Annotated in this window: 12 protein-coding genes; 8 read left to right on the top strand and 4 right to left on the bottom strand. The window is 66.8% G+C overall.

The features are described 5' to 3' along the window. Positions 1-95: 95 nt before the first annotated feature. The gene (locus ACFHPP_RS10495) at positions 96-2,540 is read right to left on the bottom strand and encodes a heavy metal translocating P-type ATPase (RefSeq protein ID WP_437163210.1); all 2,445 of its coding nucleotides are present in this window, start codon (positions 2,538-2,540) and stop codon (positions 96-98) included. 428 nt (positions 2,541-2,968) lie between these two features. On the opposite strand from ACFHPP_RS10495, the gene ACFHPP_RS10500 reads away from it, so the two are divergent. The 6 genes from ACFHPP_RS10500 to ACFHPP_RS10525 all read left to right on the top strand — a co-directional run bounded on the left by ACFHPP_RS10500 (position 2,969) and on the right by ACFHPP_RS10525 (position 7,493). Next, a complete protein-coding gene (locus tag ACFHPP_RS10500; protein WP_437163211.1) occupies positions 2,969-3,433 on the top strand; it encodes a cupin domain-containing protein in 465 nt (154 codons plus the stop codon). Further along, a complete protein-coding gene (locus ACFHPP_RS10505) occupies positions 3,430-4,671 on the top strand; it encodes a 2Fe-2S iron-sulfur cluster-binding protein (protein WP_437163212.1) in 1,242 nt (413 codons plus the stop codon). Before ACFHPP_RS10500 ends, ACFHPP_RS10505 begins: the two co-directional genes overlap by 4 nt. Then, positions 4,668-5,246 (top strand): hypothetical protein, encoded by a 579-nt coding sequence (locus ACFHPP_RS10510; RefSeq protein WP_437163213.1) that lies wholly within the window; start codon positions 4,668-4,670, stop codon positions 5,244-5,246. The genes ACFHPP_RS10505 and ACFHPP_RS10510 overlap by 4 nt, the downstream gene beginning before the upstream one ends. Further along, positions 5,243-5,995, top strand: coding sequence for a hypothetical protein (locus ACFHPP_RS10515; RefSeq protein WP_437163214.1), 753 nt, complete (start codon positions 5,243-5,245; stop codon positions 5,993-5,995). Before ACFHPP_RS10510 ends, ACFHPP_RS10515 begins: the two co-directional genes overlap by 4 nt. A 6-nt stretch (positions 5,996-6,001) precedes the next feature. Continuing rightward, complete coding sequence (locus ACFHPP_RS10520) at positions 6,002-6,703, top strand: VIT1/CCC1 transporter family protein (RefSeq protein WP_437163215.1); 702 nt, start codon at positions 6,002-6,004, stop codon at positions 6,701-6,703. A gap of 121 nt (positions 6,704-6,824) precedes the next feature. Then, the gene (locus ACFHPP_RS10525) at positions 6,825-7,493 is read left to right on the top strand and encodes an ethylbenzene dehydrogenase-related protein (protein WP_437163216.1); all 669 of its coding nucleotides are present in this window, start codon (positions 6,825-6,827) and stop codon (positions 7,491-7,493) included. A gap of 13 nt (positions 7,494-7,506) precedes the next feature. Here the strand turns inward: ACFHPP_RS10525 and ACFHPP_RS10530 are convergent, their stop codons facing one another. Together ACFHPP_RS10530 and ACFHPP_RS10535 are read right to left on the bottom strand one after the other, a co-directional pair. Next, positions 7,507-8,199, bottom strand: a complete 693-nt coding sequence (locus ACFHPP_RS10530; RefSeq protein ID WP_437163217.1) for a CBS domain-containing protein — start codon at positions 8,197-8,199, stop codon at positions 7,507-7,509. A gap of 1 nt (position 8,200) precedes the next feature. Next, positions 8,201-8,545 (bottom strand): helix-turn-helix domain-containing protein, encoded by a 345-nt coding sequence (locus ACFHPP_RS10535; RefSeq protein ID WP_437163218.1) that lies wholly within the window; start codon positions 8,543-8,545, stop codon positions 8,201-8,203. Positions 8,546-8,833: 288 nt separating this feature from the next. Here ACFHPP_RS10535 and ACFHPP_RS10540 point away from each other — a divergent pair, with 288 nt between their 5' ends. Both ACFHPP_RS10540 and ACFHPP_RS10545 read left to right on the top strand, forming a co-directional pair. After that, complete coding sequence (locus ACFHPP_RS10540) at positions 8,834-9,658, top strand: universal stress protein (protein ID WP_437163219.1); 825 nt, start codon at positions 8,834-8,836, stop codon at positions 9,656-9,658. Positions 9,659-9,781: 123 nt separating this feature from the next. Further along, positions 9,782-12,415: an HAD-IC family P-type ATPase gene (locus tag ACFHPP_RS10545; RefSeq protein WP_437163220.1), complete on the top strand. Its 2,634-nt coding sequence runs from the start codon at positions 9,782-9,784 to the stop codon at positions 12,413-12,415. A gap of 1,499 nt (positions 12,416-13,914) precedes the next feature. On the opposite strand, the gene ACFHPP_RS10550 is transcribed toward ACFHPP_RS10545, so the two are convergent. Further along, positions 13,915-15,450 (bottom strand): VOC family protein, encoded by a 1,536-nt coding sequence (locus ACFHPP_RS10550; RefSeq protein ID WP_437163221.1) that lies wholly within the window; start codon positions 15,448-15,450, stop codon positions 13,915-13,917. Between the last annotated feature and the right edge of the window lie 11 nt (positions 15,451-15,461).

The raw sequence follows: 15,461 nt of genomic DNA on the forward strand, positions 1-15,461 counted from the left end.
CGCAACATATTCCTGCAAGCAGCGGCCTAACGGAATGCCCGGTTCACCAAAACAGGATCAAACTGCGACAGATGATGCATGGCGATTCAGCACCCCTATGTTTCGGTCGGATCGCGATAGGCCAGCAGCCGCAGAGCGTTCGCCACGACCAGCAGGGTGGATCCCTCGTGGAACACCACCGCCGCGCCGAGTTGCAGGCCGGCCAGCGTCGCCGGCACCAGCACGGCCACCATGCCCAGGCTGATCCACAGGTTCTGCCGGATGATGCGATTGGTGGCCCGGCTCAGGCCGATTACGAAGGGCAGGTGCGTGAGGTCATCACCCATCAGCGCGACGTCGGCCGTTTCCAGCGCCACGTCTGACCCGGCCGCCCCCATGGCGATGCCGACTGTCGCATGGGCCATGGCGGGCGCGTCGTTCACGCCGTCGCCGACCATCGCCACATCCTGCTCGGCCCGAAAGCGCTGGATGGCCGCGACCTTGTCCTCCGGCATCAGGTCGCCCCAGGCCTCGTCCAGCCCGACCTGCTGCGCCACCGCCTCGGCGACCCGGGCATTATCGCCCGACATCATCACCATCCGCGAAATGCCGAGCTTGCGCAGGCGCAGGATTACCCCGGTGGCTGCATCCCGCGGCGTGTCCATCAGGCCGATGGCGCCGAGATACTGCTCCCCCCGCCGGACGACCATCGTGGTGCGGCCACGCTGCTCCAGGCCGGCGATCATGGCCTGGATCTCTGCCGTCAGCGGTGGCCCGTCGATCTCCGCGAAAAGCACGGCCTTGCCGACATGGACGGGATCGGCGCCGATCCTGGCCGAGAGGCCGCGGCCGGTGATGCTGCGCAGGTCCTCGGCCGCCGGCACCGGTACCTCCGCGCCCAGCCTCGCCCGTCCATCGCGGACGACGGCCGCGGCGAGGGGGTGGTCGCTGAGCGCCTCGACGGCGACCGCGACCGTGAGCAGGGAAGGCTCGTCAACGCCCGGGGCGGGGAGCACATCTGTCACCTTAGGCTTGCCCTCGGTCAGCGTACCCGTCTTATCGAAGGCGATGGCGCCAAGCTTGCCGAGGTTCTCCAGCGGTCCGCCGCCTTTCACCAGGACGCCACCACGCGCGGCGCGCGCGATGCCGGACAGCACCGCACTGGGCGTCGAGATCGCCAGCGCGCAGGGGCTGGCGGCAACCAGCACCGCCATGGCGCGGTAGAAGCTCGCGCCGAAGCTTTCGTCGATCACGACCCAGGCGAAGAGCAACACGACGACCGAGACCAGGACGATTGGTACGAAAATGCGCTCGAACCTGTCGGTGAACCGCTGGGTGGGGGATTTCTGCGCCTCGGCCTCGTTCACCATGCGCACGAGGCGCGCCAGCGAGCTGTCCGCCGCCAGTCGGGTGACCTGTACTTCCAGCGCGCCGGCGCCGTTGATGGTGCCGGCGAAGACGCGGTTTTCCGCCTTCAAGCCTTCGGGGCGGCCTGCGGCCCGTCCCGCGTCGTCAACCGCGCGCTTGTCCACCGGCACGCTTTCCCCGGTGATGGGCGCTTGGTCGACGCTGCTTTCGCCGAGGGCCACGAAGCCATCGGCCGGAATGCGAGTGTTCGGGCGGACGATGATTGTGTCGCCGATGACAAGCTCCGCTACGGGTACTTCCTGCACCGCACCGTCACTTCGGCGTTCCGCGGTGGGTGGCGCCAGGTGGGCCAGGGCTTCGATCGCCCGCCGGGCGCGCCCCATGGCGTAGTGTTCAAGCGCGTGCCCCATACTGAAGAGGAACAGCAGCAGCGCGCCCTCAGCCCATTTGTCCAGCGCAGCCGCCCCCGCCGCGGCAACCAGCATCAGCGTGTCGATCTCGAAGCGGCCGAGACGCAGGGTGTCGATGGCCTGGCGCAGCGCGAAATAGCCACCGAAGCCATAGGCACCAACATAGAGCGCGACAGGGAGCCAGGCGGGCAACGCGGCAATCCAGGAGGCCGCATAGCCCGCGATCAACAGCGCCCCGCCAAGCAAGGCAAAGATGAGTTCGGTGTTCGAACCGAAAGGGCTACCATGCTCGTGGGCTGTTTCGACTTCGCGGTTTGGCGCACCGTCCTTGATCCGGACTCCCATGCCGGTGAGCGCGCTTCGCAGGGCGGCCTCGGACGTGGCGGTGCGATCAAACTCGACCCGCACCGGCCCGGCAGCGGAGGCATCGGCCTCCATGACGCCCGGAAGTTCAGACAGAAGGTCGGTGACGGTACGGGCGCGGCGTTCATGCTGCAGCCCTTCCACCTCCCACAGGACATGACCGAACCGCTGTGTCAGTTCGGCGCCGGCCCTGCGGGCGATCGCTCGCACTTGGGCCAAACTGGCCACGGCGGGATCATAGTCGATGCATAGCTGGGCTGGGTGTTCGCCGGAGGCGGGGAGAACGTGGGCTAGCCCAATGCCATCACGGCCGTTCAGATCATTGATGAGGCGCCATACGCAGGGATCCGTTTCGCCTGGAGCGTCGGGAAGGAGGATGGAAAGTTCGAGTTTGATCTGCTGCCGATGCCTGGTGGTCATCTCCGAATAGCCTGCATGCGCCGCCCGGCCAGCAGGTCCGCGGCACCGCAATCCGCACGCGTGCCGTGGTCGCCCAGCCCGGTTGCGTACATCCTGTAGCAGTGCATGGGCCAAGCTCCCGACTGTCGCGGAAGAATAGCCGATTGTTGGGGCTGCCCGACTTGAGACTGATCAACTCCAAAGTGCACTCCCCAGGAAGATCAGCGGCAATCACGCATGGAACGATTGGTCGAGAGCAATTCCTGGATGTGGCGGACGAAACTGCCCAACCTCTGGCCGAAGAAGGTCCGCAATTTTTCGTCCATTTCCCAGCTTCTGGCTTTGATCTGAAGCAAGGATTTCGGCCGCGGTTTGCGCGCATGATTGGCTCTCGGGACCCGCAAACCGGGTAAAAGTGAGACGAGAGAATCATCAACAGGGACGCCGAAATGACGATCAAGGATAATGGCCCAGAGCCGCTCTCTTTCGACATCGAACGCGCAACTAAGGAGAATAGCGCTTACCGTTCCGTTGCCTGGAGCGGGCGCTATCTGCAGGTCACGCTGATGTCGATCCCTGTCGGCGGCGATATCGGCCTTGAGGCGCATCCGGAGACGGACCAGTTCCTGCGGATCGATGCTGGCCAGGGCCGCGTCCAGATGGGCCCGGCGAAGGACGACATGCCCTTCGAGAAGCACGTGTCCGACGGTTGGTGCGTTCTTGTGCCGGCCGGAACCTGGCACAACATCACCAACATCGGGCCGACACCGATGCAGGTCTACGCCATCTACGCGCCCGCCCATCACAAGCCCGGCAAGGTGCAGGCCACAGCGGCGGCGGCCGAAGCAGACCAGGACGACGAGCCGGCCGACTGGTCAGTGCAGAGCAACGCCGTGCTCGACAAACACGGGTGACGGCGCCCCAGCTCCTTTTCTACATTTCCGCCGCGCTGCTTCTGCAGATCACGATCGGGATCGGCCTCGCTGCGTGGCGTTGGCAGCGCAGCGGCACGTCGCCGAAAACACTTCCGGTCAATGCGGGCGCCAGCATCCAGGCCCTTGCCTGGCCAGGCCTGCGTGACTTCCGCGTGCTGCGGCGCCAGTTCGAAGACGCGCGGCAGACGCAATGCTCCTTCACCCTCGCGCCGGTGGATGGGGCGGCGCTGCCGCCCTTCCGGGCAGGCCAATTTCTCACGCTCGCACTCGACATCCCGCAAGCCTCGGACGCCGCCAGCCGGCTGGTCACGCGATGTTACTCCGTGTCGGAGGCACCGCGGCCGGATGCCTACCGGATCACGGTCAAGCGGATTCCGGCGCCAGCGAATCAGCCGGATCTGCCTCCAGGCCTCGCCTCCAATCATCTGCATGACCGGGTCCAGGAAGGCGACCTGCTTCGGGTAAGGGCCCCTTCGGGTCGCTTCTTTATCGACGGTGATGCCGAGTTGCCGGCGGTCTTCATCGCCGGCGGCGTCGGCATCACGCCCATGATGAGCATGCTGACCTGGTGCCTGGAGCAGCAGCCCGGGCGCGTCCTGCACCTCTACTACGGGCTGCGGCACCGCGGGGAGCATGCCTTCAAGACACGGCTTGAAGTGCTTGCAGCCGAGCACTCTCGCCTTCATCTCAACGTCGTCTACAGTCAGCCCTGCCCCGGTGATGTCCTGGGGCAGGACCATCAACACACGGGGCATGTCGATGTGGCCCTGCTGCGGCAGACGCTGCCACACGGCCGACACGCCTTCTACATCTGCGGCCCGCCGCCAATGATGGCGAGCCTGATCCCCGCCCTGCTGGCCTGGGGCATTTCTCCCCAGGATATTCATCACGAAGCCTTCGGCCCGGCCTCGCTGGCGCCGATGCAGGCCGCCTGCGACGACGCGGCGCCGCCCTTGCTCCCCGCGGTGGATATCCAGTTCCGCCGCTCCGGCCGGACCCTCGCCTGGACAGGCCAGGATGCAAGCCTGCTAGACTTCGCCGAACGGCATGGGGTGGCCGTGGAGTCAGGCTGCCGATCGGGCAGTTGTGGCAGTTGCGAGACCGCCATTGTGTCGGGCACGGTCCGCTATGCGGTGAAGCCGGACCATGACGTCGCGCCGGGGCACTGCCTGCTCTGCGTCGGCATGCCGGCTAGCGCGCTGGTGCTCGACGCATGACCGGCAGCCTGATCAACCGCGAGGTGCTGCCCTTCGTGCTGGCCCTGGCGGCACTCGCCGCCGCGGCGCTGCTGCTCGATCTCGTCCTGCACCTGGTCGATGCGGTCTGGATCGGCCGGTACTTGGGCATTCCCGGCACGGCGCTGATCCTGCTCTCGCTCCGCTACTCGCTGCGCAAGCGCAAGCTGATCACCACGGGCGATCCGGTGTCGCTGCTCCGTCGGCATGAATGGATGGCCTGGGCCGGGTCGCTGCTCGTGCTCGTTCATGCCGGTATCCATTTCAACGCCATCCTCGCCTGGCTGGCGGTCTGGGCGATGCTCATCAATGTCGCCAGCGGGTTGACCGGCAAGTACCTGCTGGCTCGATCGCGCCGCCGGATGGAGGCAAGCCGCCAGCAATTCCGCGGCGAGGGACTGTCCGCAGGAGCCGTTGAACAGCGGCTCTATTGGGACAGTCTGACCTTTGACGTCATCAAGCAGTGGCGGCTCGTGCATTTTCCGATCACGCTCGCCTTCGCCGTCTTGGCGACTGCGCACATCCTGAGTGTCTTCCTGTTCTGGGGATGGCGATGAAGCGGCCCTGGATCATGCTCATCGTCGCGGCCAACCTGGCCGTGATCATAGCACTCGCCTTCATCTACCCGCATCTGATGGTAAGCCCTGGCCCATTGATGCCGGCGCATGCGCAACTGGCGACGGATTGCTTCGCCTGTCACACGCCGCTGCTTGGGGCGTCGGCAGGGCGTTGCGTCACCTGCCACGCCGTCGTGGATATCGGCGTGCGCTCGACCATCGGTGTCGCGCTGGCACGAACGGGGCCGGCGGCGCGAACGCCCTTCCACCAGCATCTGTTCGCGCAGAACTGCCTTGCCTGCCATAGCGATCATCAGGGGTCCCGGATCGGCCAAAGCAGCCGGATGACCTTCTCGCACGCGCTGCTGCAGCCGGTGACGCAGGCGAGTTGTGCCTCCTGCCATACGGCACCAACGAACAACCTGCATCGCGGGCTGACCGCCACTTGCTCGACCTGCCACAGCACCGAGCGCTGGAGGCCCGCCACCCTCGACCACACGCGTTTCTTCCAGCTGGACGGCGATCACAACGCGCCGTGCGCGACCTGCCATGTAAACAACGATACCAGCCGCTACACTTGCTACGGCTGCCATGAACACCAGCCGGACAGCATTGCCGCCAAGCATCGGCGGGAGCAGATCCGCGACTTCCAGAACTGCGTGTCCTGCCACCGCAGCGCACATGGCGAGCCGGAGCGCCCCGGTGGACGGGATCGCCGTGACGGACGCGGCGGCCGGGAAAGGGACTGAAGCCACATGCCACGCCTGCACCTGCACCCTGAACGTCACCTCGTATCGCGCATTGGCTGGATGCGGGCAGCGGTGCTGGGGGCGAATGACGGCATCGTCTCGACCGCCAGCCTCATCGTCGGCGTGGCGGCCGCGGCCGCCACGCAGAGCGACATCCTGATCGCCGGCGTGGCCGGGTTGGTCGCTGGTGCTATGTCGATGGCGGCAGGGGAGTACGTGTCGGTCAGCTCCCAATCCGACACGGAGCAGGCCGACCTGGCACGGGAAGCGCAGGAGCTGCGGGACAACCTTGTCTTCGAACACGAGGAATTGGCCGACATCTATGTCCGCCGGGGCGTCGAGCGCGGCTTGGCCCGGCAGGTGGCCGAGCAGTTGATGGCCAAGGACGCGCTGGGTGCCCATGCGCAGGATGAACTCGGGATGTCCGATATCACGACCGCGCGACCGATCCAGGCTGCGCTGACGTCAGCAGGGACCTTCGCCGTTGGCGCCGCGATGCCCCTGCTGATGGTGATCGTCGCACCGACCCATCTGTTGGTCTGGATCGTCTCCGGTGCTTCGCTTGCCTTCCTGGCCTTGCTGGGGGCCGTCGGCGCCCAGGCCGGCGGTGCCGATGTGCTGCGGGCCACAGCGCGCGTGACCTTCTGGGGCGCGCTCGCCATGGCGCTCACAGCGGGCATCGGCGCGCTTGTCGGCACCGCCGTGTGAATGATGGCCGGTCGCGCCAGACCGGTTGCTTCAGATCAAGGACGCGCCGCTCCCCCAGGTCCATGAGGACCTGCAACACGGCGCACCGGCCGTTGCGGCGGGGGACTTCTGATGCGGCGCATTGGCCTTTTTGGCAGGTCTGGTCGTCTTCGGGTCCGCGCTCGGCCTGTCATGGTGGACGCATGGTAGCGGAGTCGTGCACGACGATGCTGCGCGCCACATCAGCATCCCACAGGCGCTGACCGTCCCTCTCACCGTCCAGGTGGCGCATGACGGCACCGACGTGTGGTTCCGCTACCGCTGGCTGGCACCGAACGCCGGCATCTTCCACGACATGCTGCGCTTCGATGGCTCGGCCTGGCAGGTACGCGGCGGCGCAGTGCCGGGTTTCAACACGGACGGGCTGCACGAAGACCGCGTCTCGATGATGCTGGACGACGGCAGCGTGCCGGAATTCGGCCGCTACGGCGGCTATGTCGCCATCGGCGACGGACACGCGGGGTTCACGGTCGAGCAGGATGGTCTGGCCGCGGCCGAAGTAGACATCGGCTGGTGCGAGATTGCGCAGGCTCTCGTGGCCGGGGCGGGGACGGAGGATTTCTGGCTCATCTTCACTCTCCTGGCGGTTACGATGAGCCAGAAATCCTCCGTTCCTCAACTCCGCTCATCTGTCCCAGGGGTGCTGACGCCGGACAGTAGACGGTCCTCTCGCCGAACTCGATCCTGCCCGGTTCGACAAAGACGGTGGCCTTCATGGTCCTGCGAATCGTCATGCTCCCCCGAGGTGTAGCGTCGCGGCGCGCCTAGCGCGCTCCGATCAGGAAGGGCGGTGGCACCGAGAACTCGATCTCCACGCGCTTGACGCCGGGCAGTCCCTCGGCAAGCACCCGAAGGGCGCGGCGGATCTCCTCGGACCCGCAGAAGCCGTGCAGGCGCACGACACCGTCGGCGACGTCAAAGAACATGAGCTGGCTGTCGAACCACGAATGCGCGCGCAGCGAAGTGGAAAGCGCACGCCGGATCTCCACATCCGATCGGGCAGCGGCGGTTCCACCTTCGCCTATGATGAGGGCGCGCAGCAGGTCGGCACGAGAGACGACCCCGACCATGACATTGTGGCGGAGCACGGGAACGCGCCGAACCCCGCGCGTCTCCATGATGTGAGCGATGTGCTCCGCTGTCGCGTCCTCGTTCACGCTCGCCACGTCGAGGGTCATAGCGTCCTTCACGGTGCGGCCATGGACCCGGGCGAAGCGCGCGGCCTCCGATTCGGGCGCGCGGAACAGGCTGGCGAACCATCCCGCCTTCGGCCCAGAAGCAGCCGCAAGCCTCTTGATGAGATCACCTTCGGTGATGATCCCGACGAGCTGCCCGTCATCCCGGACCACCGGCGCGCCCGAGACGCCGCGTTCGGCCATGGCGCGTGCCGCAGCCTCCAGTCCCATATCTGGCAGGAAGGTGAGCAAACCGGTCGACATCAGATCACGCGCGAGCATGTTACGTAACCTTGGTGCGGTTCGCCCCACGAGCGACCGCATTGGGTGAATGACTGCCCGGCGTATCGAAGGGAGATGACAGGCCATCTTGCAGGCCCGATGGTGTCTCATTGCCGCTCGCAGGCGGGAGGGGCGGTCCGCTGCCAACGTCAGCAGGAAGGCTCGCTGTTCGGAAAGTCGCGTGTGTGGCCAGGAAGGCCTCCAGGTCGCGCGGGATGACGCGCCACTCGCGTCCGAGATCAATTGCCCTGAGCTGTCGCAGCTTGATCCAGTGACGGACACTCGCCTCGGACACCTGAACCAGGTCCGCAACCTCTTTCACGGTCAGGAATCGTCGCGTCAGCATCGCGCCACTCCGGTCGACTGCCCTTCCGTGCCGGCACAATGCCAATCGACTTAGGCGCCCGCATTGACCTGTATCAATGCCTGTTGAGCATCATTGAGTGCATCTGGGCGTGGGTGGCCCGGTGGCTGCCCCGTAGATCTCAGCCTGCAGCATAAAAAGGCGGCGACGGTCAGAGTTGGCGCGAACGGAGACTAGTCAGTCGTGGCAACCCAGCCCGCTTCGCGTGGAAACCCACCTCTCATGCGGGTGACATACGGAGGTCCGCGTCAATCTGGAGGAGACGATATCGTGGGCATTACGACGATTGCGCTACATGTGGAGCCCGGCACTCTGGAGACGGTGGACGCGTGCCTTGCGATGCCATCGGCGATCGCCGAGGCCCACGCCGCGCATGTGACAGCCCTTGTGTTCGCGGCGGGCATGTTTCGTGACGCATCGGGCGTGAACCTGACGTCGCTGACCGAGCAGGATCTTATCGCCCGCGAGGATGCTGTGACCGTGCACGTGCGGAAAGTCCTGGAGTCGCGGGGCCTCCGGTTCGAGGTGCGCGGCCGCAGCAGCTTCGCCTACGGGGTCGGCGAAGTCCTCGCAGACCAGATGCGCGTCAGCGACGTTGGAATCGTGTCATTTGGTCCTGGCGCAGATGTCGGGAGGCGCTTCGTCGCATCCGGCGGCATCTTCACGTCCGGGCGGCCGCTGCTGCTCGTGCCGCCCGGCCACGTCGCTGCATCTCATCCCTCGCGCATCGTCCTGGCCTGGGATGCTTCACCTGCGGCGGTTCGCGCGATCCATGGTGCGCTCCCGTTCATCAAGCGGGCGGAAGCGGTCACCGTCGTGAGTGTCACTGACGACAAGGAGTTCCGGCAGGGTCAGTCGGGCGTCGAGCTGGCGCATCTGCTGGCGCGCCATGGCGCGCATGCGGCCTTCCGCCCCGTCCAGCGGGGCCGCGGCGGCGTCGGGGCCGCAATCCTGGACGTCGCGCGGAAGGTCCAGGCCGACATGATGGTAATGGGCGCCGTCCGTCACGCGCCCCTGCACAATCTGGTGTTCGGCAGCGCGACGATGGACCTGCTCGACCGGGGCCCAACGCTGCCCACGCTGCTGGCTGAATAGACCTATCGGTCGGACGATCCGTCCGCTCGATCAGCCCGGCCTCTTCTCGCCGAGCATTGGGCGGACGGCCATATACTGGGGGCAGGCGCCGTGCAACGTGGTTCGGAGTCAGCAGCAGAGCGCATGCCACGTGGCGAGGATCCCGCGTGGCACAGCCTCGCCTTCGAAGACGTGATGAGACGCGCCGTCGCGCAGCCCGAAGGCCTGACCGGGGCCGAGGCCGCGCGACGGCTGGCCGCGCACGGGCCGAACCGCCTGCCCGAGACGCGGGCACGCGGGCCGGTCCTGCGGCTCCTGGCGCACCTCCACAACGTGCTGATCTACGTGCTGCTCGGCGCGGCCGCCGTGACAGCCGCCTTGCAGCATTGGGTCGACACCGGAGTGATCCTGGCCGTGGTGGTCGCCAATGCGGCGATCGGCTTCATCCAGGAGGGCAAGGCCGAGGCCGCGATGGCAGCAATCCGGCAGATGCTTGCGCCGAGGGCCGCCGTGCTGCGCGACGGGCGGCGGGTGAGCGTGGACGGGGCGGACCTCGTGCCAGGCGACATCGTGCTGCTCGAGGCGGGCGACAAGGTGCCCGCCGACCTGAGGGTGATCGAGGCGCGGGGGCTTGCGGCGCAGGAGGCGATCCTCACGGGCGAGTCGGTCCCGGTAGAGAAGACTGTCGACCCGGTGCCCGCCGATGCCGCATTAGGCGACCGGCGGTCCATGATGTGGTCCGGCACGCTGGTCACGCAGGGCACGGCGCGGGGCGTCGTGGTTGAGACCGGAGCCCAGACCGAGATCGGACGGATCGGCGGCCTGCTCGCCGAGGTCGAGCAACTGACGACGCCGCTCGTCGCGCAGATGGACCACTTCGCGCGCTGGCTGTCCTTCCTGATCCTCCTCGTCTCGGGCCTTCTTCTGATCTACGGCTACTTCGTCGGGCATCACGCTTTCGGCGATCTGTTCATGGCTGTCGTCGGCCTCGCGGTCGCGGCTATTCCCGAGGGCCTGCCCGCGGTGATGACCATCACCCTCGCCATCGGTGTGCAGGCGATGGCACGGCGCCATGCGATCGTCCGGCGCCTCCCGGCGATCGAGGCGATCGGCTCGGTCTCGGTCATCTGCACCGACAAGACCGGGACGCTGACGCGCAGCGAGATGGTGGTTACCGCCGCCGAGACGCCCGACGGCGCATTCGAGATCAATGGCGAGGGCTACGCGCCCGAGGGCAGCGTTGCGCCGTCGGGCGACCTGTCGCGCCTGGCCCTTGCGGCGGCGCTCTGTAACGACGCCGCGCTGCACCAGAAGGACGCTCACTGGACGGTCGAGGGCGACCCGATGGAGGGGGCTCTGCTGGCCTTCGCCGGCAAGGTCGGTGGCGATCATGCGGCACGGCGGCTGGACGCGATCCCCTTCGACAGCCGTCACCGCTTCATGGCCGTGCTCACCGACGGCGCGGCGGGCCGCCTGGTCCATGTTAAGGGCGCGCCGGAGCGGGTCCTGCGGATGTGCGGCGGCATCGACCACAAGCATTGGCACGACCGGGCCGATGCGATGGCGCGGCGGGGCCTGCGTGTCCTGGCGCTGGCCGAGCGGAACGGGGCAGGCGAGCGCATCGAGACTGCCGTACTGGAAGGCGGGCTCACCCTTCTCGGCCTCCTCGGGCTGATCGACCCACCCAGGCCCGAGGCCATCGCAGCCGTGGCGGAATGCCGGGCGGCGGGGATCAGGGTCAAGATGATCACCGGCGACCATGCGGGCACCGCCGCGGCCATCGCCGCGCAGATCGGGCTGGAGAATACCCGCCGCGTGCTGACCGGGGCCGATCTCGACAAGCTGGACGACGCACAGCTTGCTCTCGAAGTGGTCTCGGTCGACGTCTTTGCCCGCACCAGCCCGGAACACAAGCTGCGCCTGGTGACCGCGCTGCAGGCGAACGGCCTCTCGGTCGCGATGACCGGCGACGGCGTCAACGACGCGCCGGCGCTCAAGCGCGCCGATGCCGGCATTGCCATGGGGCTGAAGGGGTCGGAGGCCGCGAAGCAGGCGGCTGACCTCGTGCTTGCGGACGACAACTTTGCATCGATCGCCGCCGCGGTGCGCGAGGGGCGGACCGTCTACGACAACCTGAAGAAGGTGATCAGCTGGATCCTACCGACGAATGCGGGCGAATCCTTGGTCATCGTCACCGCCCTTCTCGCGGGGTTCCTGCTGCCGCTCAGCCCCGTGATGATTCTGTGGGTGAACACCATTACCGCGATCACGCTGGGCTTGGCCCTCGCCTTCGAGCCGACCGAGGCCCGTACCATGACCCGTTCGCCGCGCCGCCGTGACGCGTCGATCCTATCGGGTGAACTGGTCTGGCACGTGGTGCTGGTCGCTGTGCTGTTCATCGCCGGTATCATGGCCATGTTCAACTACGCCCAGGACCGGGGCTATTCGCTCGCGCTGTCCCAGACGATCGCGATGAATACGCTCGTCGTGCTCAAGACCTTCCACCTCTTCTTCATCCGCAACATCCACGGCACCTCGTTGACCTGGGACGCCGCGAAGGGAACGAAGGTCGTCTGGACCGTGGTCATCATCATCACCGTGGCGCAGGTCGCCGTCACCTACCTGCCGCCGCTCCAGGCGCTACTGGGAACCGAACCCGTGCCGCTGGCCGATGGCCTGCTGATCGTCGCCGTGGGTGCAGCCTTCTTCGCCACGATCGAGATCGAGAAGCAGATCCGGTTGGGGTTGAGAGGGCGTGGCAGGATGACGGCAGGGTGACGCATCGAGCATTTGGAGTATAAGCCAACAGCCATGGCGCCGGGCAGAGGCGCACCGAGCATCCCAATGGCGATGACCTACGTCACCGCGGTCCCGTCGTCGTCGGGCTGGCCTTCTTGTCATCGCACCATTCGGGCAAATGCCGCCCGCCTACCAGATTGCCCTGACGGGGCCTCGCGCTTGCCCTCCGGAGTTTCTCCGACGGCCTTTCGAGACGACTCAGCACCGCCCTGGCGCTGATTGAAGCGGTGCTTTTGCTCCGCCTGACGGTCGGATGGACCTGACTTCTCGTTGACGTGTTCGGCCCCGATGCGATCGAGTAACCGCCTAGGATCAGATGGCCTCCTGCGATAGGAGAGCGTCGCGCCGGGGCACCATGGTGCAGGCCGATCAGCTCTGCGTGGAGGACGTGATAATCTCGGCGGTGCGCTCCGCGGCTTCCTGGACCGGAAGCAGGACCAGCGGGGCTGATCATCATCGCCACCTCGACCACCACCGCGACCTTCAGGGCGGATTTCTGCTTCAAGGGGTTGACCGACCTGACGTCGACCGATCGCCGTAATGCTGGCGGCCAATCGTGGACTGGGGTGGATGCTCGATACCTCCCAGGCGAAGGAGTTCGCGCTGACACATTGGCTGACGAGCGGCGCCTCGGGCGGGCGATTGTTCGTGCGGGTGTTCGACGGGGCTGAGAATGTGAGGGAGGACATCGCGGGCGACGTGCTGGCCTCCATCACCACCATGCAGCGGACCGGGCCGGCGAAGGGCTGGAACGCCGGCGCTCCGATGGATGATGCGAACTTCAATCGCCGGCAGACCATCCGGGTCGGCGCGTCCGTGGCCTATGCGCAGGTGGGCGTGATCGGCTTCGATGGGCCGATCGACCTGCAGTCGCTACGGCTCTACGGGCTGCCGGAGGCGGCGCCCGCGGTGCTGAATGGCACGCCGTTGCTGACGGGGGCGCTGTTCGGCTCAGGACGGCGGGAGTTCGCGGCGGAGGTGTCTTGGGGTCTGCCGAGCCTGGCGCCGGGGGCGACGGCGTTGCTCGATGTCACGGTGAACGGGACGTGCGCGGGCGACCTGGCAACGGCGTCGCTGGTGTCTTCTACGAGGTTCATCGAGCTCGACGCCGCGGTGTGGTCGAACAACCCGGTGCGGGTGATGGCCAGAAACAACTCAGTGGCGACGTTTGACCTGGCGGCGGCGACGCTGTCGGTGGGGGGTGGTAAAGCGGCGGGTGCCCTGACCTCTCGCCTGCGTTGGGTGGCAACGCTCCAGCGCCGCCACCGAAGGCGGGTAGGCTCCGAGCAAGCAGCATCTTTCCCTTCCTTTGGCCCCCGTATCCGACGCACGCCGAAGCGTGACCACGACCGATTCGCCGGTCGACTTCTTCTCCGACTCGTCAAACCGGGTTTCGACCTCCAGTGGAAGTTGGGCCGGCACCCTGCGGGATGCGTTGTTGGGTGGCTGCAAGCCGCGTCATCGCTCGATCAAGCGTGTCATCCGCCCGAGAGGTTCCGCTCAATCCATCGCGCCGCCTCGGTGACGTCGGCGGCCGCCAATGTATGGTCGACTGGAAGCTCATGGGCTTCGACACGCGCACCACATGCGCTAAGGACCTCAGCCAGCGCCGGCCCGTCGCGGGTCCATGGATCGTCGCGCCCGTTGAGCAACAGCAGCGTCGTTCCAGAGAGATCTGGAGCCGGCGGCCCCTGCAGCACCTGAAGGCTTCGCAGCAGAAGCGCGCGGCGCACGAGGCCCGGATAAAGCTGGATGACAGCCGCCAGCAGATTGGCGCCGTTGGAGTAGCCGAGGAAAGCAAGCCTGTCCGGGTCGAGCCCGTAACCGGCTACGGCGCCGTCGACGAAAGCCCGGAACGCCGCGGCTTCGCCATGGATATCGGACTGGTCGAAGGTGGTGTCGTCGACACGGCGGAACCAGCGATTGGTTCCCCCCTCGGTCGCCCGGCCGCGCACGCCCAGCAAGACGGCGCGCGGCGCGATGCGGCGCGCCATCGGCATGAGGTCGGCCTCGCTCCCGCCGCTGCCATGCAGCAGCACCAGAGTGGTGCCGTCAGGATTCTCTGGCCGGTTGAAGCGATGAATGAATGGTAGATCACGGGCGGGGAGCCGTTCCGCACCAGGCAGGGCGAATTGTGGAAGCATCGCCTTGAGATCGCCGGCGCGCTCGGCGTCGTGCGGCGGCAGGAACAGGGTTTCACCGAGCGCATCGGGCGCTTCGTCGACGGTCAGGCCTGGCCCGTCGGTCGCGTACTCCATGAGAATGCCGGCCGGATCACGAACATAGAGCGACAAGAAGTACTTCCGGTCATGTACCTCGATCGGCCCACTGTCCTTGAGCGACAGACGCATGGATCGGACCGCATCGGCGTCGTGCGCGCGGAAAGCCACGTGGTCGGGCACGCCAGCGCCCGCCGCGGAGGGCAGGAAGCCGGACACATCCCTGACATCCACCACATCGGTGTCGGACACCATGCGCTGCGTCGGGCCGGAGCGCTGTTCGCTTCTGTAGCCGAAGCGTGTCAGGAACCGCGCGGTCTCGTCCGCCCTGTCCGTCAGGACCGTGACGCCCCGCAGCCGGGTGGGCGCGTGCGGAAGCGGAGCCGCGGTCGGCATATCGACGCCGATGAGCTTCACGATCAACCCGTCCGGGTCCTTCAGCCGCAGGACCGGCTCTCCGAATTTCCGAGATGGCCCCTCGACCGGTACGTTGGCGGCGAGCGCCCTCGTCAGCCAATCACCGAGAGAATGCGGCGATATGGCCAGCGCCACTTCCGATACCTGCCCGATGCCGGTGCGGCCGCGACCGCCGGCTTCCCAGATGAGAAAGGTCAGCAGCGAGCCGGGGCTGCCGAGGCCGTCCCCGTAAAGCAGGTGCAGTTGCTTGGCATCCGCAAAGCCTGCGGTCCGCTTCACAAGTTTGAGGCCAAGAAAGCCGACGTAGAAATCGACATTGGCCTGCACGTTGTCCGTGATCCCGGTGACGTGATGAATGCCGCTCTTCATGAGTTCCATGCCTTCCGCGG

Origin of the sequence: Falsiroseomonas sp. E2-1-a20 (genome assembly GCF_051433195.1) — a bacterium.
Classification (GTDB): domain Bacteria; phylum Pseudomonadota; class Alphaproteobacteria; order Acetobacterales; family Acetobacteraceae; genus Falsiroseomonas.